Source organism: Skermanella sp. TT6, assembly GCF_016653635.2.
Lineage (GTDB): Bacteria > Pseudomonadota > Alphaproteobacteria > Azospirillales > Azospirillaceae > Skermanella > Skermanella cutis.
Genome location: NZ_CP067420.1, coordinates 3021182 through 3041908 on the forward strand (window position 1 = coordinate 3021182; position 20727 = coordinate 3041908).

Genomic DNA, 20727 nt, shown 5'->3' on the forward strand with positions numbered 1-20727 from the left:
GTCATGGATATCCAGATCATCCCAGCGCTCAGCGACAACTACGTCTACCTTTTCAAGGATCCCCAGAGCGATGCCGTCGGCATCGTCGATCCCGGCGAGCCCGGACCGGTGCTCGCAGCATTGGATAGAACAGGTTGGCGTCCGACGCACATCTTCAACACCCATCATCACGCCGACCATATCGGCGGGAACGGCGTCTTGAAGCAGCGCTTCGGCTGTACCATCATCGGGCCCGCCGCCGATCGCGGACGGATCCCCGAACTCGACGTGGTCGTCGCCGACGAGGATACTTACCATTTCGGCTCCCACGAGGTCCGCGTCTTCGAGACGCCGGGCCATACCAGCGGCCATGTTGCCTTCTGGTTCCCCGACGCTTCGGCCCTGTTCAGCGGCGACACGCTGTTCGCGCTGGGATGCGGCCGGCTGTTCGAAGGCACTCCGGCGCAGATGTGGAACTCCCTCCTGAAGCTGCGCGGCCTGCCGGCGGACACGCGGGTTTATTGCGGCCACGAATACACGCTGTCCAACGCCCGCTTCGCGGTCAGCATCGATCCGGACAATCCAGCCCTCAAGGAGCGGGCCGCAGACATCGCCGTGCTGCGCGATGCCGGCAAGCCGACCATACCGACGACTCTGGGCGTCGAGCGGGCGACCAACCCGTTCCTGCGTGCCGACGATTCCGGCCTCGCATCCGAACTCGGCCTCGCGGGCGCCGATCCGGCCGAGGTCTTCGCCGAGATTCGCCGCCGCAAGGATAGTTTCTGACATCCGCCGCGTTCCAACGAAGAAGACAATCCAGGAAGGACTCGACATGAAGCTGCGCTACAGCGCGACCTCGCCCTATGTGCGCAAGGTCATGATGGTGATCCATGAACTGGGCCTCGCGGACCGGGTCGAACTCGAAAAGACCGACGCCTGGAGCCCGGAGACAGACCTTCCCGACGACAATCCGCTCGGCAAGGTTCCGGCCCTGGTCGTCGAGGACGGCACCGCATTGTTCGACAGCCCGGTCATCTGCGAATACCTGGACAGCCTGGCTTCCGGCGGCGAAGGGCGGCTGTTCCCGCCGCCGGGCAAGGAGCGCTGGGCGGCCCTGCGGTTCCAGGCGCTGGCCGACGGCATCTGCGACGCCGCCATCCTGCGGCGACTCGAAGGCAATCGGCCGGAGCAGATCCGCTCGACCGACTGGATGGAGCGGCAGCGCCGGGCCGTCGCCCGCTCCCTCGACCTGCTGGAGAAGGAGGCCGGCCAACTCGGCTCCCGGGCCGATATCGGGACCCTGGCCGTGCTCGCGGCGCTCGGATACCTGGATTTCCGATTCGGTCACGAGGATTGGCGGCAGGGCCGGCCGGCCCTCAGCGCCTGGTTCGACGGGGCAAGCGCCCGCGACAGCTTCGCGGCCACCAAGCCTCCGGCGGCCTGAGGGCGCGCGGTGCCGCCGATCGGCGATCTCTCCGCCGCGGAGATCATCCGTCTTCTCGGGATGCAGCCGCATCCCGAGGGCGGGCATTATGTCGAGACGTTCCGAGACAGGCCGGCGGACGGTTCGCGCGGCGCCTGCACCGTGATCTATTTCCTGCTGCAGGCGGACGAATTTTCCGCATGGCACCGGGTCGATGCGGTGGAAATCTGGCACTGGTACGCCGGTGGGCCGCTGGCCCTCACGATCTCGCCGAACGGCCACGACGCCGAGGCGATGCATCTGGGACCGGCGCTCGCCCAGGGGCAGCGCCCCCAGGCCGTCGTCCCCGCCGGTGCCTGGCAGACCGCGGTTTCGCTCGGAGCCTGGACGCTGGTCGGCTGCACCGTGGCGCCGGCGTTCGAGTTCGCGGGGTTCGAGCTGGCTCCGCCGGACTGGCGCCCGGTGCCCCGGGCCGGCGGCAAAGGCTGACGGGTGCGTCAGTCCCGGGCGGCGATCCGGGCTTTGGCGGAAGCCTTGATGGTCTCCACCATCGAGAAGAAGCCGTTGCGCCGATTGGGGCTGAGATGCTGGTCCAGGCCGATCCGGGCGAAGATGGCTTCCAGATCGGTGTCCAGGATCTGCTCCGGCGTGCGGTCGGAGTAGGCGGTCAGCAGGACCGCCGCCAAACCTTTCACGATCGCGCTGTCGCTATCGGCGGCGAAACGCATGCGGCGTTCCTCGGACGGCAGAGGCACCAGCCAGACCTGACTCATGCAGCCTTCCACCTTGAAGGCGTCGGTATGGTAGCGGTCTTCCAGCGGCGGCAGGCCGCGCCCCAGATCGATGACGTAGCGGTACCGGTCCTCCCACTCGTCGAACAACTCGAAGTTCTCGATCAACTCATCGATCGTCATGGCGGCTCCTGGTGGCGGTCACCGGTCCGTATCAGCCCGCCGGCCCAGGCGCAAGCCCGCTCCTGTTCAATGGGGCGGGTCGGTCCTGACGAGGTGTTCGACCAGTGCCGGAAGGCTGTCGCCGATCTGCCGGGCGACCCTTTCGGCATCTTCCTGCTCGGTGACTTCGACGACCAGCTTGGCGAGCGCGATGGTCATGGCCTGGAGCAACAGCTTTGTGTCCAGGCCGGCGTGGTTCGTCTGGGTCGCCAAGGCGAGGAACGAGTTCGTGGCCCGCGCCAGCGGCGCGGCTTCGCGCGCCTGTCGGAACGAGGATAGATCGATGGTATCCGCCATTCTCCCTCCGCGTGCTTCAGCACATGGATTCAAGGTGCGGCCGAAACTGAAGTTTTGCAAGCCTTTGCACCATGGTTTCGCACCTTGGCGCGGCGGCGGGGGGATGGTGGGCGTGACCGGACTTGAACCGATAACCAGACCGTTATGAGCGGCCAGCTCTAACCAGTTGAGCTACACGCCCGACGCGAGGCACGAGAATGTGCCGCCGAAAGCGACCTAAAGCAACCCCGATGTTTGCCGATGAGGGAGGCTCGATCGTCCGGAGACGTCGGGCCTCCCGTTCCGCCGGCCGGCTCAGGTATCCAGGAAGCTGCGCAGCTTGCGCGACCGGCTCGGGTGCTTCAGCTTGCGCAACGCCTTCGCCTCGATCTGCCGGATGCGTTCGCGGGTGACGGAGAACTGCTGGCCGACCTCTTCCAGGGTGTGGTCGGTGTTCATGCCGATGCCGAAGCGCATGCGCAACACGCGCTCCTCCCGCGGGGTCAGGCTGGCCAGCACGCGGGTGGTGGTCTCGCGCAGGTTGGCCTGGATCGCGGCGTCCAGCGGCAGGACCGCGTTCTTGTCCTCGATGAAATCGCCGAGATGCGAATCCTCCTCGTCGCCGATCGGCGTTTCGAGGGAGATCGGCTCCTTGGCGATCTTCAGGACCTTGCGGACCTTCTCCAGCGGCATCAGCAGACGTTCCGCCAGTTCTTCGGGCGTGGGCTCTCGGCCGATCTCGTGCAGCATCTGGCGGGAGGTCCGCACCAGCTTGTTGATCGTCTCGATCATGTGCACGGGGATGCGGATCGTCCGGGCCTGGTCGGCGATGGAGCGGGTTATCGCCTGCCGGATCCACCATGTCGCGTAAGTCGAGAACTTGTAGCCGCGGCGGTACTCGAACTTGTCCACCGCCTTCATCAGGCCGATGTTGCCCTCCTGGATCAGGTCCAGGAACTGAAGGCCGCGGTTCGTGTACTTCTTGGCGATCGAGATCACCAGCCGCAGGTTGGCCTCGACCATTTCCTTCTTGGCGCGGCTCGCCTCCTTCTCGCCCTTCTGGACGGTGGAGACGATGCGGCGGAACTCCTGGATCGGCAGGCCGGACTCGTCCGACAGGACCGAGATCTGCTCGCGCACCCGTACGATCTCGACCGAATGCTTCTCCAGGAAGCGCGGCCAGGCCTTGCCGGAAAGCCCCTTGATCTTCTCCGTCCAGTTGGGATCCAGCTCGTGGCCCTGATAGTGATGCAGGAAGTCCTCGCGCTTGACCTTGCAGTCCGTGGCCATGCGCAGCAGGCGGCCTTCCATGCCGTTGAGGCGACGGTTGAGGCCGTAGAGCTGCTCGACCAGCTGTTCGATCCGCGCGTTGTTGAGACGCACGGTGTTCATCAGCTCGATCAGCTCGGCGCGCAGGCGATCGTACTTCTTGTCGTTCTTGCCCAGGTCCTCTCCGCGCTGGATGGCAGCCAGCCGCGCTTCCTGGATCTTGTGCAGCCTCTCGTAGGTCGCGGCGATCTTCTCGAAGGTCTCCAGCACCTGGGGCTTCAGCGCGGCTTCCATGGCCGACAGGGAGAGGTTGTTCTCCTCGCCTTCCCCTTCGCCCTCACCCTCGCCTTCGGCACCTATCGGGGCTTCCTCGGACTCCTCGCCCTCGGCGCCGGCTTCCTGCGCGGGCGCCCCCTCGCCGTCGGTGGGAACGGGAATGCCCTCGGCATCGGGGCCGCCGCCATAGGTGGCGTCCAGGTCGATGATGTCCCGAAGAAGCATCTTGCCCTCGTTGAGGGCGTCATGCCATTCGATGATCGCGCGGATCGTCAGCGGGGATTCGCAGATGGCGCCGATCATCTGCTCGCGGCCGGCCTCGATCCGCTTGGCGATGGCGATCTCGCCCTCGCGGGACAGCAGCTCGACCGATCCCATCTCGCGCAGGTACATGCGCACGGGGTCGTCGGTGCGGCCGATGTCGTCGTCGTCCAGGTTCCCGGCGACCCGTGCCTCGCCGTCGGCATCGGCGGCGGCGTTCTGATTGTCGTCCTGTTCCTCGCTCTCGATGACGTTGATGCCCATCTCCGAGAGCATGGCCATCGTGTCCTCGATCTGCTCCGACGAGGACTGGTCGGGCGGAAGAGCGGCGTTCATCTCGTCATAGGTGACGTACCCGCGCTCCCGGCCGCGGGCGATCATCTTCTTGACCGCTTGCACCATGCCGTCCATCAGCGGGCCATCGCCTGATTCTTCACGATTTTCCGTCACTTCCGCGCCGTTCGTCGCTTTCGTGGCCATTCGAATGATGCCCCCGCCTAGAAAACACGTGCGTGACGCAAGGCCCACGGTGCCCCGCGCCACCCGCACACACAGGACTGACTTTTTTTGGCCTGACCCAAGCTCCTGCTCCATCTGCCATAGGCGACCTCAGTATTCAAGGTCGGGGTCGTCTAACTCGGCCGCGCCGGCTTCGGCTTCGAGCAGCGCCCGGACCCGAGACCAGTTATCGGCATTCATGTCGCGGGCGAAGGATTGCGTCGCCTCCCGGCGCTCGGACTTGATATGATCGGTATATGTCTGCCCCCATACGTCATACCAGCCTCGCCGGGCCTGCTCCAGTGTCGCATCGGGCCTGGCAAAGGCATACAGGAAGGAAGCCGGACCTATGGCATCTTCCAGGTCGGAGAAACCCATTTCAGTCAAGTGGCTACCCAATCCGGCAGCGTCAAGCCCGGTATTTTCGCTGAGCACCGACACGACGGCCTGACGGAGCAGGTCCAGCGCGGGCTGCGACAACTCCACGCTACCTATTGATTCACCGACTTCCTCGAACAGTTCGGGGTGGTTCAGCAGTGTTGCCAGCAAGACACGCTCCCGGCCTTCCCGAGCGGGCCTGGGCCGGCTGCGCTGGTAATCGGGCGGCGGATCGGTCGTGCGCGGTGCCCGGAAGCCGCGACCCTTGAACCCGCCCCCGCCGCCGGCGAAGCGCTGGCCCGGCTGGAACGCCGGTCGGGCGCGGAACTTCTCGAAGAAGCGTCGGCGCATTTCATCGCGGTAGAGCGCCTGCACGGTACGGTCGGCGATCATGCCGACCCGCTCGTCCAGGGCGGCCTGGAGACCGGCGCGCGCTTCGGGCGTATCGAGCACCCTGCCCTCCTCCTCCATCCGCCACAGGACGTCGGCCAGCGGCATGGCGCCGTCCAGCACCTGCTGCATGGCCTTCGGCCCTTCCTTCCTCAGCAGGCTGTCAGGATCGTCGCCGCCGACCATGAAGGCCACGCGGACCGAATGGTCCGGCAGCAGGTGGGGCAACACCCGCTCGACCGCGCGGTGGGCGGCGCGCTGGCCGGCGGGATCTCCGTCGAAGCAGAGCACCGGAACCCGGCGCCCCGGAGGTGCCAGCTTCCACAGTTCCAGGATCTGGGTTTCGGTCAGGGCCGTACCGAGCGGCGCCACGGCTCCGTCGAAGCCGGCGCGGACCAGGGCGATGACGTCCATGTAGCCTTCGACCACGATGATCGGCTGGCCGTCGGCCGCCGCCTGCCGGGCGCGGCTCATGTTGTAGAGCAGCCGGCCCTTGTGGAAGAGCGGGTTGTCGGCGGAGTTGATGTATTTGGGTCCGTCGCCTTCCATGATGCGGCCGCCGAAGGCTACGACCCGGCCGCGCCGGTCGGTGACCGGGAACATCACGCGGTTGCGGAAGAAGGAGAAGGCGCCGCCGCCATAGTCCGACGCCCTGACGACGCCGGCTTCCAGCATATCCTCCTCCTTGAAGCCCTCCCGCGCCAGATGGACGCGCAGGGCGTTGCCGTCGGCCGGGGCGAAGCCGAGACGGAAGCGGACCATCGTCTCCTCGTCCAGACCCCGGCTCTTCAGGTAGTCGAACGCGGCATGGCCGCCGGGGCCGACAAGCTGCTTCTCGAACCAGCGGCAGGTCGCCTCCACCAGGTCATGGAGCGATTTCTGCCGCTCGAAGCGTTGCCGATCCTCCGGAGTGGCCTGGGGCACCTGCAACCCGGCCTCCGAGGCCAGCTGCTCGACCGCTTCGGGGAAGGCCAGGTTGTCGTGGCGCATCGCGAACCCGATGATGTCGCCGTGGGCGCCGCAACCGAAGCAGTGGAAGAAGCCCTTCTGGTCGTTGACGTAGAAGCTGGGCGTCTTCTCGTTGTGGAACGGGCACGGCGCCTTGAATTCCCGACCCGCCCGGATCAGACGCATCCGTTTCCCGACCACGTCGGAGAGCGGCAGACGCGCCCTCAGCTCTTCAAGGAATTGGGGAGGAAACGCCATGGCGCCTGCGCATCACCTTCGATACTTGGATAGCCGGATCATGGCGAGGTCCGCTCCGGGATTGCGGGGAAAGGGTCCGCGCCGACCGGTTGCCGAGGGCCGGCATCCCCGGAACGGTAAGTCATGATTGGTTAACAGGCCATAAAGGAAATGGATCGGGAAAATGTCGTCAGACCAGCGACGCCTTCACGAAGCCGCTGGCCTTGCCGAAATCCATCTGGCCGGCGTAGCGGGTGCGCAGCTCGGCCATGGTCCGCCCCATGTCCTTGATGCCGGTCGCGCCGATATCCTTGATCACGGTATCGACCGCGCCGCGGATCTCGTCCTCGCTGAACTGCTTGGGCAGGAAAGTCTCGATGACCCCGATCTCCTCCCGCTCCTGCTCGGCCAGTTCGAGCCTGCCGCCCTGCTCGTACAGGGCGATGGCTTCGCGGCGCTGCTTGATCATGGTCTGGAGCATGGACAGGATCTCGTCCTCGTCGATCCCGTCGGTGACCCCGCGCCCCCGCGCGGCGATGTCACGGTCCTTGAGAGCCGCCAGGATCAGGCGCAGCGTCGAGACGGCGCGCTGGTTCTTGGACCGCATCGCCTCTTTCAAGGCCTCGTTGAGCCGGCTGCGGAACATCGTGTGGAGTCCTCGTGAAGCAAATTTTACAGAATGATAGCGAATGTCGGCCCGGTCCGCCAGCGGCGCCGCGGCATGCCCGCCGCCCGCCCCGTCGGCGCCGCAAGGACACCGCATCCTATTGACCGGGCGCCCGCCATGGTCTAATCGCACGCCGTCGGTTCCAACCGCGATCGGCTCCGGGCAAAGGTTCGGATCCGGCCGCGGGTTGACGCGTGCCCTCCTGCCGACCAAATCGGGGCGGGAGCGGCCGAAGTCCGAGCCGCATCAGGTAATGCGCCCGCAGGGGCGGTCAATATGGGGTCTGTCACCGATGTCCGAAAACATTTCCGCCGCCCCGGCGCCGAGCGCCGCCGAAGCGTCGCGTCCGGACGGCGCCACCGCCGTCCTCGTCCTGGCCGATGGAACGGTGCTGTGGGGGCGCGGGCTGGGTGCGGTGGGCGCATCGGTCGGTGAGGTCTGCTTCAACACGTCGATGACCGGCTACCAGGAAATCCTGACCGATCCCAGCTATGCCGGGCAGATCATCACCTTCACCTTCCCCCATATCGGCAACACGGGCGCCAACGGCGAGGATATCGAGACGGTCACCCCGGCGGCCCGCGGCCTGGTGCTTCGCGCCGACGTCACCGAGCCATCGAACTGGCGGGCTACCCGCCACCTGGACGACTGGCTGAAGAGCTTCGACCTGATCGGCATCTCGGGCGTCGACACCCGGCGGCTGACCCGGCGCATCCGCGACGGCGGCGCGCCGACCGGCGTGATCGCCCACGCCCCGGACGGCCGGTTCGACCTGGAGGCACTGGTCGCCCAGGCGCGGCAATGGCCGGGCCTGGAAGGCATGGACCTCGCCAAGGACGTTTCCTGCCGCCAGACCTATTCCTGGAACGAGGGGATGTGGAAGCTCGGCCAGGGTTACGCGACGCAGGAGAACCCGCGCCACCACGTGGTCGCGATCGACTACGGCGCCAAGCGCAACATCCTGCGCTGCCTCGCCGGGACCGGCGCCAAGGTGACGGTGGTGCCTGCGACCGCCACGGTCGAGGACGTGATGCGCCACAAGCCGGACGGCGTCTTCCTGTCCAACGGCCCGGGCGACCCGGCCGCCACCGGGACCTATGCCGTGCCGACGATCCGCGGCCTGATCGATACCGGCGTGCCGATGTTCGGCATCTGCCTGGGTCACCAGTTGATGGCGCTGGCCCTTGGCGCCGAGACCGAGAAGATGCCCCGCGGCCACCGCGGCGCCAACCACCCGGTCAAGGACCTGGAGACCGGAAGGGTCGAGATCACCAGCCAGAACCACGGCTTCGTGGTCAAGCCGGACAGCCTTCCCGCGGACGTGGAGGTGACCCATGTCAGCCTGTTCGACGGCACCAACGAGGGGCTGAAGGTCAAGGGCAAGCCGATCTTCTCGGTCCAGTACCATCCCGAAGCCTCGCCCGGCCCGGAGGACAGCCACTATCTGTTCCACCGTTTCGTGGACCTGATCGACAAGCAGGGCTGACCGGCCTCGCCGCGGAACGGACGGACGAAGGTGCCCATCCATTCCGCGGCCTGCCAACCCTACCCGACGATCCCGCGCCGGAACGCCCGGGATAGCTCGATCACCCGGGTCGTCTCCCCCCACTCGACCAGTTCCGCGACCTGATCCGGCGTCGCCCACCGCGCATCCATCGCGTCGTCGGCCGCGACCGGATCGCCCTCCGGACACTCGGCCAGCACCTCGACCAGCGTGTAGTGGAACTGGACCTCGCCTTCGGGATCGCGGCTGATCGAATCCAGCGCCGTCACGACCGCCTGCGGCTCGACCGCAAGGCCGGTCTCTTCCAGCACCTCCCGAGCCGCCGCCTCGAACAGGGTCTCGCCGACCGATTGCGCACCGCCCGGCAATCCCCATTGGCCGAGCCGGGGGGCGCGGCCCCTGCGGATCAGGAGCACCCGCTCGCCCTGCCAGACGACCACGCCGACGCCGACCCACGGGCGGTCCGGATATTCCCGGTCCGAATATGTCCGACGGGGCGAAGTCACGACTTGAACCGCTCGTCCACCTGGACACGATAGCCATTGGCGAGCCGGTTGGTCTCGTTCGCCATCCCGACCACCGCCAGCAACTCGCCGAGCATCTCGTCGGTCATGCCGGCCTTGCGGGCCGCCGCCGTGTGGGAGGCGATGCAGTATTTGCAGTTGTTGGTGGCGCTGACCGCCAGATAGACCATTTCCTTGGTCAGCGGATCCAGCGCGCCGGGCGCCATGACCTCCTTGATGCTTTCCCAGGTGCGCCTCAGCGTCGGCGGATGATTGGCCAGGACCTTCCAGAAATTGTTGATCAGGTCCGTCTTGCGGGTCGCCATGATGTCGTCATAGACGGCGCGAACTTCGGGACTGGCGTCCTCGTACTCGACCATCTGCCCTCCCATCGGAAATGATGCCCTCGAAAACGACTGCGGGGCGTCCCGCTGGGACGCCCCGTCGATCCTAACACCCTCAGGGAGGCGAAGGATCAATACATGTGCTGTCCGCCGTTGATCGACAGGGTCGATCCGGTGATGAAACCGCCTTCGTCGGCCACCAGGAACAGCACGCCGCGGGCGATCTCCGAAGCCTTGCCGAGCCGGCCGACCGGCACCTTGGCGACGATCTTCTCAAGCACGTTCGGGGGAACGGCACGCACCATGTCGGTGTCGATGTAGCCCGGCGCGATCGCATTGACGGTGATGCCCTTGGCCGCACCCTCCTGGGCGAGGGCCTTGGTGAAGCCGTGGATGCCGGACTTGGCCGCGGCGTAGTTCACCTGGCCGTACTGGCCGGCCTGGCCGTTGATCGAGCCGATATTGACGATGCGGCCGAAGCCCCGCTCGCGCATGCCGTCGATCACGTTGCGGCACATGTTGAAGCAGGAGGTCAGGTTCGTCTGGATGACGTCGTTCCACTGCTCGTAGGTCATGCGGTGCAAGACGCCGTCGCGGGTGATGCCGGCATTGTTGACGACGATGTCGACCGGGCCCAGTTCCGCCGCGACCTTCGCGAGTCCTTCCTTGCAGGCTTCGAAGTTGCCGACGTCCCATTTGAAGACCGCGATGCCGGTCCGCTCGGAGAACTCGCGGGCCTTCTCGTCGTTGCCGGCGTAGATGGCCGCGACTGTGTAGCCGGCATCCTTCAGCCCGACCGAAATGGCCTCGCCGATGCCGCGCGTGCCGCCCGTAACAACTGCAACTCGTGCCATTTGTTCCTCCCCCAGAAAGCGATGATGATTTGACGAGGTGGTCGAAGACGGAGCCGCCGCGACGTGCGGCTCCGTCCTGACAGTATCAGCAGTCGTTCCTGCTCAGCGCGTTGACGTGCGTCAAACCGGACAGGTCCGGCCCGATGCCGACGGCAGCGCGCCCAACAGGAGCCGGACCGCTTAGTCGCGGGCGACGGTGAGCGCGATGCCCATGCCGCCGCCGATGCACAGGGTGGCGAGCCCCTTCTTGGCGTCGCGCTTCTGCATCTCGTGCAGCAGGGTGACCAGGACGCGGGCGCCGGACGCGCCGATCGGGTGGCCGAGCGCGATGGCGCCGCCGTTGACGTTGACCTTGGACTTGTCCCAGCCGAGATCCTTGTTGACCGCGCAGGCCTGCGCGGCGAAGGCCTCGTTCGCCTCGATCAGGTCCAGGTCGTCGACGCTCCAGCCGGCGCGCTGCAGGGCCAGGCGGCTGGCGGGGATCGGGCCGGAACCCATGATCGCGGGATCGACGCCGGCGGTCGCCCAGGACACGATGCGGGCCAGCGGCGTGATGCCGCGCTTGGCGGCGGCGTCGGCACCCATCAGCACCAGGGCCGCGGCGCCGTCATTGATGCCCGAAGCGTTTCCCGCGGTGACCGAACCGTCCTTGGAGAAGGCCGGGCGCAGCTTGCCCAGGGCATCGACCGTGACGCCGGCCTTCGGGAACTCGTCGGTATCGACCACGGTGTCGCCCTTGCGGGTCTTGATGGTGACCGGGACGATCTCGTCCTTGAACTTGCCGGCCTTCATCGCCGCCTCGGCCTTGTTCTGGGAGGCGGTGGCGAACTCGTCCTGCTGCTCGCGGGTGATCTGCCACTTCTGGGCGACGTTCTCGGCCGTGGTGCCCATGTGGTAGCCGTTGAAGGCGTCCCACAGGCCGTCCTTGATCATGGTATCGATCATCTGCGTGTCACCCATCTTGGTGCCGTTGCGCAGATGCATGCAGTGCGGGGCGAGGCTCATGCTCTCCTGGCCGCCGGCGACGACGATGTCGGCGTCGCCCAGCTTGATCGCCTGGTAGCCGAGCGCCACGGTGCGCAGGCCGGAACCGCAGAGCTGGTTGATCGCGTAGGCGGTCTTCTCCACCGGGACACCGGCGGCGATCGCGGCCTGGCGGGCCGGGTTCTGGCCGGTACCGGCGGTCAGGACCTGCCCCAGCACGACCTCCGACACTTCGCCCGCATCGACGCCCGCGCGCTTCAGCGCCTCGCGGATCGCCACTTCGCCCAGGGTATGGGCGGGTACCGAGCTCAGCGAGCCGTTGAACGCACCGATCGGCGTGCGCGCGGCGCTGGCGATAACGACTTCGGTCATGGGGAACGCTCCTTAGCTGATGGCAATTTTTTTATGGGCCTGCCTTTAGCACGGCTTAAACTAGCCCCGGCAATTTTTCGGCGCAAGACACCGCGGGTTCATGCCCGCCCAACACTTTTGCCCGCGCCACTAAGTCGCGCATTCGGAAAGAGAAACCTAGTCTCCTAATTATCGGAGCATTCACCTTCGGTTGCAAAGCCATTCGGCAAGTGGCTCCCATACCAAAGTCTGTGCCCCTGCACTGACGATCATGCCGACATGTCCCAGATGGGGATTGTGGATGGCGGCGCCCGGGATCGCAAGGGCCAGCGCCCGCGCCGAGCACGGCGGGACGATGCGGTCCTTCTCGGGGATCATGACCAGCGCCGGCGGCCTGAGACGACGGGGATCGACGCTTTCGCCGGCGATGGTCCAGCGCCCCTCCGCCGTATCGTTGCGGCCGTACCAGCCGGTCAGGCAGTCCCGCGCGACGGAGGCCGGCAGCGCCACGCCGTCGTTCAGCCAGTCCTCCAGAGCCACGAACCCGCGGGCGGCGGCGCCCTCCGGCGGCATACGCGCGAACCGCGTGAACTTGCGCGCGACCTGCAGCGGATCCTGCATGGCGAACAGGGCCTGGATCGCGTCCACCGGCAGTTCGCCCCAGGCGTCGAGTACCGGCTCGTAGGGAGCCAGCGCGGCGGCCGTACGCTTCGCCGCGGCGGGATTGTCGCCGTGGAAATCCCAGGGCGTCGCCAGCAGGGCGAGGGCGGCGATGTCGCGGGGGCGCCGCTGGGCGAGCGCCGTCGCCAGCAGTCCGCCCATGCAGTATCCGACGACGGCCGGCCGGGCGGGGAACAGGTCCAGCACGGCGTTCAGCGCCCGCTCCAGCCGGCCGGCCACGAAGTCGGTCATGGTGAAGCGGCGTTCCGCCGGGCCGGGACGCCCCCAGTCGAGCAGGAGCGGACGGATGCCGCGACGCACCAGCCAGCGCATCAGGGAGCATTCCCCGGACAGGTCGAGTATGTAGTGCCGGTTGATCAGCGACGGCACGAACAGGACGGGCACCCCGTTCCCGTCCGCGGCGTCATCCGCCCCGTAATCGAGCAGCCGGGCCGGCCCTTCGCGCCAGACCGCCGGCGGGTCGGCCAAGTCGCGGCGATAAGGATGGTTCCGGTATCGCTCCACCCCGGTCAGCAGCGCGTCGAAGCGCCACCGCATCTCACGGTCGACAGCCCGCGCGAAGGCTTCAGGATCGACGCCGGCGAGTTCCCCCCGGAGATCCTCGGCGCGGTCCCGAAGGCTCCCCTTCCAGGGAATCGAGCCGCTCCTCAAGAACGGCAATCCGGCGGGCGAGCTCAGCAGCGTGGTCAGGGTCGCCGCCATGTGGAGCGCGAGCGGACGCGGCCCCTGTCGGGGTATCCGCCATGGGTCGGCCGGCCGTGAAGGGGGCGAATGGGTCATGGAACTGCTGATGTTGACTGCTGCCGCGCGCTGCGAATGCCGAGAAGGGAGCCATGGCGGCGGCTCCCTGCCCCAGGATCTGGAAGAGGCGGGCGAAATTCTCCGCGACCTCGGGATCGACCGCCAGCGCCGACCACTGGTCCTGCCAGAGGTCCAGGTAGCGGCGCGCGAGGCTTTCCAGGGAGGGCGGTTCCTGATCCGATGAGTTGGCCATGGCGGCGAATATAATAGTGAACTACCGCATTTGAACAGGGCGCCGCCATTGTACGGTATGTCGCGGCCCGAACAGGTCGCCGCCCAATTGCGGACGACGGCGCGGCAGAAAGCTTGCTTAAGGGAGCTTTCTTCGCGTACTCCTAATGTCTTGAGGGATTTAAGCGCAATGCCACCGCGTGAAAGCATACGAAATGGCCGAAAAAGACGACGCGAAAGTTGCCCCGATCACGATCAAAAAGTACGCCAACCGCAGGCTGTACAACACTGCAACGAGCAGCTACGTCACGTTGGACCATCTCTGCCAGATGGTCAAGGACGGGATGGACTTTGTCGTCTATGACGCGAAGACGGGCGAGGACATCACCCGTTCCGTGCTGACGCAGATCATCGTGGAAGAGGAAAGCAAGGGTCAGAACCTTCTGCCCATCAGCTTCCTCCGCCAGCTGATCAGCTTCTACGGCGACAACATGCAGTGGGTCGTGCCCCGTTACCTCGAATACAGCATGCAGTCGTTCGCCCGGAACCAGGAGCAGATGCGCGACTACTTCTCGAACACGATCGGCGGGATCTTCCCGTTCGGCACCACGTTCGAGGAAGTGGGCAAGCAGAACCTGGCGATGTTCGAACGGGCGATGCGGATGTTCACTCCGTTCGGTCCGCAGACCGAGCAGGGCAAGGCCGCGGCCGAGCAGTTCGACCAGGCGGCCCAGCGGGCCCGGGCCGAGAGCGAGAAGACGCTGGACGACCTGCAGAAGCAGCTCGAGGAGCTTCAGAAACAGCTCGTCACGATTACCAAGTCCAAGGCCGAGTGACGGGACCGGGTGACGGGAAGCCTAGGATCGGAGTTGGCGTGACGGAAGCCGGTCGCCCCGGGCGTAACCGCCGGCGGCCCGGGTCCGGCGGGTCGGTGCCCAGGCGCCCGCCCCGCGGCGACGCGCGCGCCCTGAGCGCCGCCCGCGGGGGCTAATCCGCTGTCGTCACGGGGATTCGGAATTCCTTAAGGTCCCGGGATCGAAACTGCTGTTGAATCCCCGGAAATCCAGCCACCAGAAGGTTCGCCACGGGAATGGCCGTCGGCCCGGTTTCACGCTCCCCATTCCAGCCCCTGCCCGACTCCCGCAGTCTGGTGCCGGTGACACCCGCCCGCGCCCTGCCCGCCCGGGCGGATACGGTCGAGCGTGAGAACCGCCGCCGCCCGAAGCGGGCGGAGGAACGCGAAACCGGGACGGCCACCGCCGGGACCGCCCATGACCAAGCCGACCCCGTCCTGCGGGGGAACGGGGCGGAGTCGCCGCACCGGCCCGGCATCGCCGCCCCGCCCCTGCCCCCGCTGGAGAGCAGGCGCGGTTGGGCGGCACCGGGAAGCGCCCCCTTCGTGGCCCAGGTGCTGGCGCAGGAAGTCCTGAAGACGGGCCTCTACATCGAGCCGTGGCGGCAGGCGATCAGTGCCTATGAACGCGCGAGCGAGACCGCCGCCCCGCGATTGCGCTACGGTATGCCCTGACGGCAACGGTGCCCGCCAGGGTTTCCGCCGCCCGTCATGAAGCGCTTGCACGGCACCGGGATTTCACATACTTGCGTTTTTGGAGCAGCGTCCATCCCGTATCGCCACAGATCGCGGCAGCCAAGTGACCGTCGGTTTCACACCTACCAATCCCCTTTCCGTTTTGAGCGGTGAACGCATATGAAGACGACGGGCTCCGCGCGAACCGTGGTATGGCCCGGGCGGTCCTATCCGCTGGGCGCCACCTGGGACGGCTTCGGCGTGAATTTCGCGCTGTTCTCGGCCAACGCGACCAAGGTCGAGCTGTGCCTGTTCGACAAGACCGGAACGCGCGAGATCGATCGGGTGCCCCTGCCCGAATACACCGACCAGGTGTGGCACGGCTACCTGCCCGAAGCCCGGCCGGGAACACTGTACGGCTATCGGGTCCACGGCCCGTACGAGCCGTCCGCCGGCCACCGGTTCAATCCCAACAAGCTGCTGCTGGATCCCTACGCCAAGGCCCTTTTCGGGGCGCTTCGCTGGTCCGACGCCCATTTCGGCTACCGGGTCGGCTCGACCCGAGAGGACCTGTCTTTCGACCGCCGCGACAATGCGCGCGGCATGCCCAAGTGCCGGGTGGTCGACCGCGCCTTCACCTGGGGCAACGACCGTGCGCCGCGCGTGCCCTGGAGCGACACGGTCATCTACGAAGCCCATGTCCGCGGCTTCACCATGCGCAACCCCGACGTCGGACCCCAGCTCCGCGGCACTTTCGCCGGGCTCAGCACCCAGTCGGTCATAGACAAGCTGCGCTCGCTCGGAATCACCTCGATCGAGCTGCTGCCGGTCCAGGCATTCTGCGACGACCGCCACCTGGTCGAGCGCGGCCTCCGAAACTACTGGGGCTACAACACGATCGGCTTTTTCGCGCCGGAACCGCGGTTCATGACGACCGGCGTCCTGTCCGAATTCAAGACCATGGTTGCACGGCTGCACGAGGCCGGGATCGAAGTGATCCTGGACGTGGTCTACAACCACACCGGCGAGGGCAACCACATGGGCCCGACGCTGAGCTTTCGCGGGATCGACAACGCCAGCTACTACCGGCTGATGCCGGGGGACAGGCGCTTCTATATCGACGACACCGGCACCGGCAACACGTTGGCGATCACCCATCCCCGGGTGCTCCAGATGGTGATGGACAGCCTGCGCTACTGGGTGTCGGAGATGCATGTGGACGGCTTCCGCTTCGACCTGGCCACGACGCTGGCGCGCGAGCCCCACGGCTACGACCCCGGCTCCGGCTTCCTCGACGCGGTGCGCCAGGATCCGGTGCTGTCCGGGGTCAAGCTGATCGCCGAGCCGTGGGACATCGGTCCGGGCGGCTACCAGGTCGGCGGCTTTCCCCCGGGCTGGGCGGAGTGGAACGACCGGTACCGCGACACCGTCCGGCGCTACTGGCGCGGCGACGAGGGCATGCTGCCGGAGCTGGCCGGCCGGCTGACGGGATCGAGCGACCTGTTCGAACGGCATGGGCGCCGCCCCTGGGCCAGCATCAACTTCGTGACCGCCCACGACGGCTTCACGCTCAACGACCTTGTCTCCTACAATCACAAGCACAACGAAGCCAATGGCGAAGGCAACCGGGACGGCCACTCCGGGAACCACAGTTGGAACCACGGCGTCGAGGGACCCACGACCGACCCCAAGATCGCCGACCTTAGGGAACGCCAGCGCCGCAATTTCCTGACCACGCTGCTGCTCTCGCAGGGCACGCCGATGCTGCTGGCCGGCGACGAGATCGGCCGGAGCCAGGGCGGCAACAACAACGCCTACTGCCAGGACAACGAGGTCTCCTGGGTAGACTGGCAGGGCGTCAGCGCCGATGGGCGCGCCCTCGCCGATTTCACCAGGCGACTGCTCGACCTGCGGAGGCAGCACCCGGTCCTGCGCCGCGGCGTCTTCCTTCACGGCACGAAGACATCCGCCGACGAGGTCAAGGACATCACCTGGATCACGCCCCAGGGCACCGAAAAGACCAGTGCCCAGTGGAGCGACAGGCATGCCCGCTGCATCGGCCTTCTGCTCAACGGAGAGGCCGGCGACTACATGACGCACGACGGCAATGCGGCGACAGACGACCGGCTGCTGATCATCCTGAACGCCTTCCACGACACGGTGCCGTTCATCCTGCCGAAGGTGCCGGGCGGAACAGCTTGGCGCTGCCTGCTGGACACGGTCGAGGCCACGGGCCAGTCCGACCGCGAGGACCTTCCGGCGGGCGAGACCTTCGAGGTGTACGGCCGATCGGCCCACCTGTTCGTGCTGGTCGATACAGATGGTCTCGATTTAGCGGCGCGTTAGGGATTGGCGGCGATACTGGGCTGTCCGGCGCGCCCGCGCCGGTCCCGTCCCTACGCCGCCCCTCTGCCGCCCCTCTGCCGACCGATCATCGCCCATGCCAGAGTACGATCTTAGCCAGGTCGAGTGCATCCTGTTCGAACCCGAGGGCAATGTCCGCCGCCTGATGCGCGATGCCCTGGGACATCTGCGGATCAGCCGCGTGCAGGCGTTCGGCCACATGGAGGACGTTCGGAAAGCGTTCGGGACCGGCAATCCCGACCTCCTTGTCGCCGACGCGACCGGCACCGACAGCGAAACCTTCAAGGTCGTTCATGCGATCCGACACAGCCTGCTCGGCGCCAATCCGTTCCTGGCGATCATCGTGACCGCTTTCAACCCGACGAAGCCGCTGCTCGCCCGGGTGACCAATTGCGGCGGCGACGCGCTGCTGGTCAAACCGCTGGCCCCCAAGCAACTCCACGAGCGCATCACCGCTCTGGTCGAGGGTCCGCGGAACTTCGTGGTCACCAGCGACTTCATCGGCCCGGACCGGCGGAAGTCCCCGCGCGAAGGCAGCCAGATCCCCCTGATCGAGGTTCCGAATACGTTGCGCCTGAAGGCGACCAACGCCTTCGGCAGGACCAATCCGCACGAGCTGATCGAACGGGCATCGGCCGAAGTGAACGAGCAGAAACTGTTGCGGCAGGCGTTCCAGGCGGCCTTCCTGATCGAGTTCGCGCTGCCGGGACTGTCGGGCGAGCCTGCCGAGCGGATCGCCGTGGAGCATCTCACGCGGGTGGTGCCGGTACTGGACGACCTGATCCATCGCCTGCCCGTCCAGGCGACCGGCAGCCGCGCCGCGGCGGCCGACCAGGCGAAAGCCCTGATCGCCGCGGTCGAGGTCGCGCACGCCCAGACCCTCTCCGGCATGGTTCCGCCGGGACTGGACCGGCTCAAGCCTTCGGCCCTGGAGATCATGGCGGCGCTAAGCCCCGATCGCCCCGCGGATTCCCTGGCGCGCGAGGTCGGCGCCGCGGCTGCCCTTTACCGTAGCCGCCTCACTGCGTTGGCGGAGGCCAAGGCGGCCGAAGGGGCCAAAGGCTTCGCCCAGGGAGGGCTGGCCAGGACGGGCGGCTTTCTTTGAGCTTTCCGGGAATGGGCGGGATCATCCGCCATGTGTGGATGTTCTAAGCGGTGTCTCATCAGTCCAATCCCAGGATGGCTCCCCGATGTCCGCCCGCTTTGCCCACTCCATGCCTTTCGGCGCCGAACTCCGCCAGGACGGAACCACCCGTTTCCGCCTCTGGGCGCCCTCACATGCCGAGATCGGCCTTGTCCTCGACGGCCGGACGGACTCTCCCCTGCCGATGACGGCGCGGGAGGACGGCTGGTTCGAAACCGTGACCGACCGTGCCCCGGCCGGAACCCGATACCAGTACCGGCTGCCCGACGGACTGTGCGTTCCCGATCCCGCCTCCCGCTTCCAGCCGGAAGACGTCAACGGTCCGAGCCAGGTGGTCGATCCCAACGCCTACGAGTGGCGCAACACCTCCTGGCGCGGCCGGCCGTGGGAGGAGACGATCCTCTACGAACTGCATATCGGCTGCTTCACCGATGAGGGGACCTACGACGGCGTCCGCCGCAAGCTCGACCATCTGGCGAAGCTCGGCGTCACGGCGATCGAGTTCCTGCCGCTGGCCGACTTCGCCGGTCGGCGCGGCTGGGGCTATGACGGCGTGCTGCCCTATGCGCCCGACGATGCCTACGGCGCGCCCGACGCCCTGAAGCGGCTGATCGACGAGGCGCACGAGCGCGAGCTGATGGTCTTCCTGGACGTGGTCTACAACCACTTCGGGCCGGAGGGGAATTATCTCAGCACCTACGCCAAGTCGTTCTTCACCGAGCGCCACCACACCCCCTGGGGCGCGGCGATCAATTTCGACGGCAAGGACGCGCGTCCGGTCCGCGACTACTTCATCAACAATGCGCTCTATTGGCTCGATGAATACCGGTTCGACGGGCTGCGCTTCGACGCCGTCCACGCGATCATCGACGACAGCAAGCCGCACATCCTGACCGAGTTGGCGGAGACGGTCCGCGGCAGGATCGAGTCGGGCAGTCCCGGCCGGCATGTCCACCTCGTGCTCGAGAACGAGGCGAACCAGGCGCACCGGCTGGGCCGCGACGACGCCGGCCTGCCGCCCCACTTCACCGCGCAATGGAACGACGATTTCCACAATACCGCCCATGCCCTGGTGACCGGCGAACGTGCCGGCTATTACGAGGACTTCGCCGACGACTCGCACGGCAAGCTGGCCCGGTCGTTGGCGGACGGGTTCGTCTACCAGGGCGACCCCTCCCCCCACCAGGACGGCAAGATCCGCGGCGAAGCCAGCGGTCACCTGCCGCCGCAAGCCTTCGTCAGCTTCCTCCAGAACCATGACCAGGTCGGCAACCGCGCCATGGGCGAGCGGTTGTCCGCGCTGATCCCGGCCGAGCGGCTGAAGGCGATCACGGCGGTGTTCCTGCTGACGCCGCAGATCCCTATGCTGTTCATGGGCGAGGAATGGGCCAGCGACCGTCCGTTCAACTTCTTCACCGATTTCCATGGGGAGTTGGCCGATGCGGTGCGCGAGGGGCGGCGCAAGGAGTTCGCCGGCTTCGCCGAGTTCTCCGACCCGGAAGCGCGCAAGAAGATCCCCGACCCCAACGCCGAAAGCACCTTCAAGGGATCGAAGCTCGACTGGGACGCGGCGACGGCGTCCGGCCATGCCGAATGGCTGGACTGGTACCGGACCCTGATCGACATCAGGTCGCGCCTTCTGGTTCCGCGATTGGCCGGCCTCGGGTCCGACAGCGTCGCGAAGGTCCGCGGCGGGAGCGCGATCGAAGCCCATTGGCCTTTCAAGGATGGCGGACGTCTGACATTGATTGCTAACCTGGGCGACGAGGCTGTGGAAGGCATCGAAGTGCCCGCTGTCGACCCGCTGTTCGAGACCGGCCGATCCCAAGGCGGACAGCCGGCGGGCGGCGACCTGAAATCCGGGCGTCTCGGTCCCTGGACCGTCGCCTGGTACATCACCGAACCGTCCGGCACGGTCTGACGCGGAAACCGGTGGGATCAAG

20 protein-coding genes and 1 tRNA gene are annotated in these 20727 nt (G+C 66.8%); 10 read left to right on the forward strand and 11 right to left on the reverse strand.

The features are described 5' to 3' along the window. Nucleotides 1-3: 3 nt before the first annotated feature. Genes gloB through IGS68_RS14280 form a run of 3 tightly spaced genes read left to right on the forward strand, consistent with a single transcriptional unit; the run spans nucleotide 4 to nucleotide 1891 of the window. On the forward strand, nucleotides 4-765 hold the full coding sequence (gloB, locus tag IGS68_RS14270; RefSeq protein ID WP_201069965.1) for a hydroxyacylglutathione hydrolase: 762 nt from the start codon (nucleotides 4-6) through the stop codon (nucleotides 763-765). A 46-nt stretch (nucleotides 766-811) separates the two neighbouring features. Beyond that, on the forward strand, nucleotides 812-1423 hold the full coding sequence (locus tag IGS68_RS14275) for a glutathione S-transferase N-terminal domain-containing protein (RefSeq protein ID WP_201069968.1): 612 nt from the start codon (nucleotides 812-814) through the stop codon (nucleotides 1421-1423). A gap of 9 nt (nucleotides 1424-1432) precedes the next feature. Then, a complete protein-coding gene (locus tag IGS68_RS14280; RefSeq protein WP_201069971.1) occupies nucleotides 1433-1891 on the forward strand; it encodes a cupin domain-containing protein in 459 nt (152 codons plus the stop codon). Between the two features lie 8 nt (nucleotides 1892-1899). On the opposite strand, the gene IGS68_RS14285 is transcribed toward IGS68_RS14280, so the two are convergent. The 6 genes from IGS68_RS14285 to IGS68_RS14310 form a co-directional block, all read right to left on the reverse strand. Beyond that, nucleotides 1900-2316, reverse strand: a complete 417-nt coding sequence (locus tag IGS68_RS14285) for a SufE family protein (protein ID WP_201069974.1) — start codon at nucleotides 2314-2316, stop codon at nucleotides 1900-1902. 66 nt (nucleotides 2317-2382) lie between these two features. Further along, the gene (locus IGS68_RS14290) at nucleotides 2383-2652 is read right to left on the reverse strand and encodes a hypothetical protein (protein WP_201069976.1); all 270 of its coding nucleotides are present in this window, start codon (nucleotides 2650-2652) and stop codon (nucleotides 2383-2385) included. Between the two features lie 104 nt (nucleotides 2653-2756). Next, nucleotides 2757-2833 (reverse strand) — tRNA-Ile (locus IGS68_RS14295). Nucleotides 2834-2946: 113 nt separating this feature from the next. Beyond that, nucleotides 2947-4917 (reverse strand): RNA polymerase sigma factor RpoD, encoded by a 1971-nt coding sequence (gene rpoD, locus IGS68_RS14300; protein ID WP_201069979.1) that lies wholly within the window; start codon nucleotides 4915-4917, stop codon nucleotides 2947-2949. A 129-nt stretch (nucleotides 4918-5046) separates the two neighbouring features. Next, nucleotides 5047-6909: a DNA primase gene (gene dnaG, locus IGS68_RS14305; RefSeq protein WP_201069982.1), complete on the reverse strand. Its 1863-nt coding sequence runs from the start codon at nucleotides 6907-6909 to the stop codon at nucleotides 5047-5049. Nucleotides 6910-7078: 169 nt separating this feature from the next. Next, complete coding sequence (locus IGS68_RS14310) at nucleotides 7079-7534, reverse strand: GatB/YqeY domain-containing protein (RefSeq protein WP_201069984.1); 456 nt, start codon at nucleotides 7532-7534, stop codon at nucleotides 7079-7081. A gap of 313 nt (nucleotides 7535-7847) precedes the next feature. On the opposite strand from IGS68_RS14310, the gene carA reads away from it, so the two are divergent. Then, nucleotides 7848-9041: a glutamine-hydrolyzing carbamoyl-phosphate synthase small subunit gene (gene carA, locus IGS68_RS14315; RefSeq protein ID WP_201069987.1), complete on the forward strand. Its 1194-nt coding sequence runs from the start codon at nucleotides 7848-7850 to the stop codon at nucleotides 9039-9041. Between the two features lie 59 nt (nucleotides 9042-9100). Here the strand turns inward: carA and IGS68_RS14320 are convergent, their stop codons facing one another. From IGS68_RS14320 to IGS68_RS14340, 5 genes are all read right to left on the reverse strand, one after another. Next, nucleotides 9101-9565, reverse strand: a complete 465-nt coding sequence (locus IGS68_RS14320; protein ID WP_201069990.1) for an NUDIX hydrolase — start codon at nucleotides 9563-9565, stop codon at nucleotides 9101-9103. Continuing rightward, nucleotides 9562-9942: a carboxymuconolactone decarboxylase family protein gene (locus IGS68_RS14325; RefSeq protein WP_247880838.1), complete on the reverse strand. Its 381-nt coding sequence runs from the start codon at nucleotides 9940-9942 to the stop codon at nucleotides 9562-9564. Before IGS68_RS14325 ends, IGS68_RS14320 begins: the two co-directional genes overlap by 4 nt. A gap of 95 nt (nucleotides 9943-10037) precedes the next feature. Then, nucleotides 10038-10760 carry an acetoacetyl-CoA reductase gene (gene phbB / locus IGS68_RS14330; RefSeq protein ID WP_201069996.1) on the reverse strand — a complete coding sequence of 241 codons (723 nt, stop codon included), beginning with the start codon at nucleotides 10758-10760 and terminating at the stop codon, nucleotides 10038-10040. Between the two features lie 180 nt (nucleotides 10761-10940). Beyond that, nucleotides 10941-12116, reverse strand: a complete 1176-nt coding sequence (locus IGS68_RS14335) for an acetyl-CoA C-acetyltransferase (protein WP_201069999.1) — start codon at nucleotides 12114-12116, stop codon at nucleotides 10941-10943. Nucleotides 12117-12296: 180 nt separating this feature from the next. Continuing rightward, nucleotides 12297-13478, reverse strand: a complete 1182-nt coding sequence (locus IGS68_RS14340) for an alpha/beta fold hydrolase (RefSeq protein WP_247880840.1) — start codon at nucleotides 13476-13478, stop codon at nucleotides 12297-12299. A 76-nt stretch (nucleotides 13479-13554) separates the two neighbouring features. Between IGS68_RS14340 and IGS68_RS14345 the strand changes: the two genes are divergently transcribed. From IGS68_RS14345 to treZ, 6 genes are all read left to right on the forward strand, one after another. Further along, nucleotides 13555-13761 (forward strand): hypothetical protein, encoded by a 207-nt coding sequence (locus IGS68_RS14345; protein ID WP_201070004.1) that lies wholly within the window; start codon nucleotides 13555-13557, stop codon nucleotides 13759-13761. 202 nt (nucleotides 13762-13963) lie between these two features. Then, on the forward strand, nucleotides 13964-14584 hold the full coding sequence (phaR, locus tag IGS68_RS14350) for a polyhydroxyalkanoate synthesis repressor PhaR (RefSeq protein WP_158045137.1): 621 nt from the start codon (nucleotides 13964-13966) through the stop codon (nucleotides 14582-14584). 254 nt (nucleotides 14585-14838) lie between these two features. Continuing rightward, a complete protein-coding gene (locus tag IGS68_RS14355) occupies nucleotides 14839-15276 on the forward strand; it encodes a hypothetical protein (protein WP_201070007.1) in 438 nt (145 codons plus the stop codon). 180 nt (nucleotides 15277-15456) lie between these two features. After that, a complete protein-coding gene (gene glgX, locus IGS68_RS14360) occupies nucleotides 15457-17622 on the forward strand; it encodes a glycogen debranching protein GlgX (protein WP_201070011.1) in 2166 nt (721 codons plus the stop codon). Nucleotides 17623-17716: 94 nt separating this feature from the next. Next, a complete protein-coding gene (locus tag IGS68_RS14365) occupies nucleotides 17717-18745 on the forward strand; it encodes a response regulator transcription factor (RefSeq protein WP_201070015.1) in 1029 nt (342 codons plus the stop codon). Nucleotides 18746-18830: 85 nt separating this feature from the next. Further along, complete coding sequence (treZ, locus tag IGS68_RS14370; protein WP_247880842.1) at nucleotides 18831-20705, forward strand: malto-oligosyltrehalose trehalohydrolase; 1875 nt, start codon at nucleotides 18831-18833, stop codon at nucleotides 20703-20705. Nucleotides 20706-20727: the final 22 nt, after the last annotated feature.

What these genes read in the sequence shown, in the direction of transcription:
- treZ (WP_247880842.1), top strand. Translation starts at nt 18,831, where the DNA reads ATGTCCGCCCGCTTTGCCCACTCCATGCCTTTCGGCGCCGAACTCCGC.
- phbB (WP_201069996.1), bottom strand. Translation starts at nt 10,760, where the DNA reads ATGGCACGAGTTGCAGTTGTTACGGGCGGCACGCGCGGCATCGGCGAG.
- carA (WP_201069987.1), top strand. Translation starts at nt 7,848, where the DNA reads ATGTCCGAAAACATTTCCGCCGCCCCGGCGCCGAGCGCCGCCGAAGCG.
- gloB (WP_201069965.1), top strand. Translation starts at nt 4, where the DNA reads ATGGATATCCAGATCATCCCAGCGCTCAGCGACAACTACGTCTACCTT.
- dnaG (WP_201069982.1), bottom strand. Translation starts at nt 6,909, where the DNA reads ATGGCGTTTCCTCCCCAATTCCTTGAAGAGCTGAGGGCGCGTCTGCCG.
- phaR (WP_158045137.1), top strand. Translation starts at nt 13,964, where the DNA reads ATGGCCGAAAAAGACGACGCGAAAGTTGCCCCGATCACGATCAAAAAG.
- IGS68_RS14325 (WP_247880838.1), bottom strand. Translation starts at nt 9,942, where the DNA reads ATGGTCGAGTACGAGGACGCCAGTCCCGAAGTTCGCGCCGTCTATGAC.
- IGS68_RS14340 (WP_247880840.1), bottom strand. Translation starts at nt 13,478, where the DNA reads ATGGCGGCGACCCTGACCACGCTGCTGAGCTCGCCCGCCGGATTGCCG.
- glgX (WP_201070011.1), top strand. Translation starts at nt 15,457, where the DNA reads ATGAAGACGACGGGCTCCGCGCGAACCGTGGTATGGCCCGGGCGGTCC.
- IGS68_RS14310 (WP_201069984.1), bottom strand. Translation starts at nt 7,534, where the DNA reads ATGTTCCGCAGCCGGCTCAACGAGGCCTTGAAAGAGGCGATGCGGTCC.
- IGS68_RS14355 (WP_201070007.1), top strand. Translation starts at nt 14,839, where the DNA reads ATGGCCGTCGGCCCGGTTTCACGCTCCCCATTCCAGCCCCTGCCCGAC.
- IGS68_RS14345 (WP_201070004.1), top strand. Translation starts at nt 13,555, where the DNA reads ATGGAACTGCTGATGTTGACTGCTGCCGCGCGCTGCGAATGCCGAGAA.
- IGS68_RS14285 (WP_201069974.1), bottom strand. Translation starts at nt 2,316, where the DNA reads ATGACGATCGATGAGTTGATCGAGAACTTCGAGTTGTTCGACGAGTGG.
- IGS68_RS14275 (WP_201069968.1), top strand. Translation starts at nt 812, where the DNA reads ATGAAGCTGCGCTACAGCGCGACCTCGCCCTATGTGCGCAAGGTCATG.
- IGS68_RS14365 (WP_201070015.1), top strand. Translation starts at nt 17,717, where the DNA reads ATGCCAGAGTACGATCTTAGCCAGGTCGAGTGCATCCTGTTCGAACCC.
- rpoD (WP_201069979.1), bottom strand. Translation starts at nt 4,917, where the DNA reads ATGGCCACGAAAGCGACGAACGGCGCGGAAGTGACGGAAAATCGTGAA.
- IGS68_RS14335 (WP_201069999.1), bottom strand. Translation starts at nt 12,116, where the DNA reads ATGACCGAAGTCGTTATCGCCAGCGCCGCGCGCACGCCGATCGGTGCG.
- IGS68_RS14290 (WP_201069976.1), bottom strand. Translation starts at nt 2,652, where the DNA reads ATGGCGGATACCATCGATCTATCCTCGTTCCGACAGGCGCGCGAAGCC.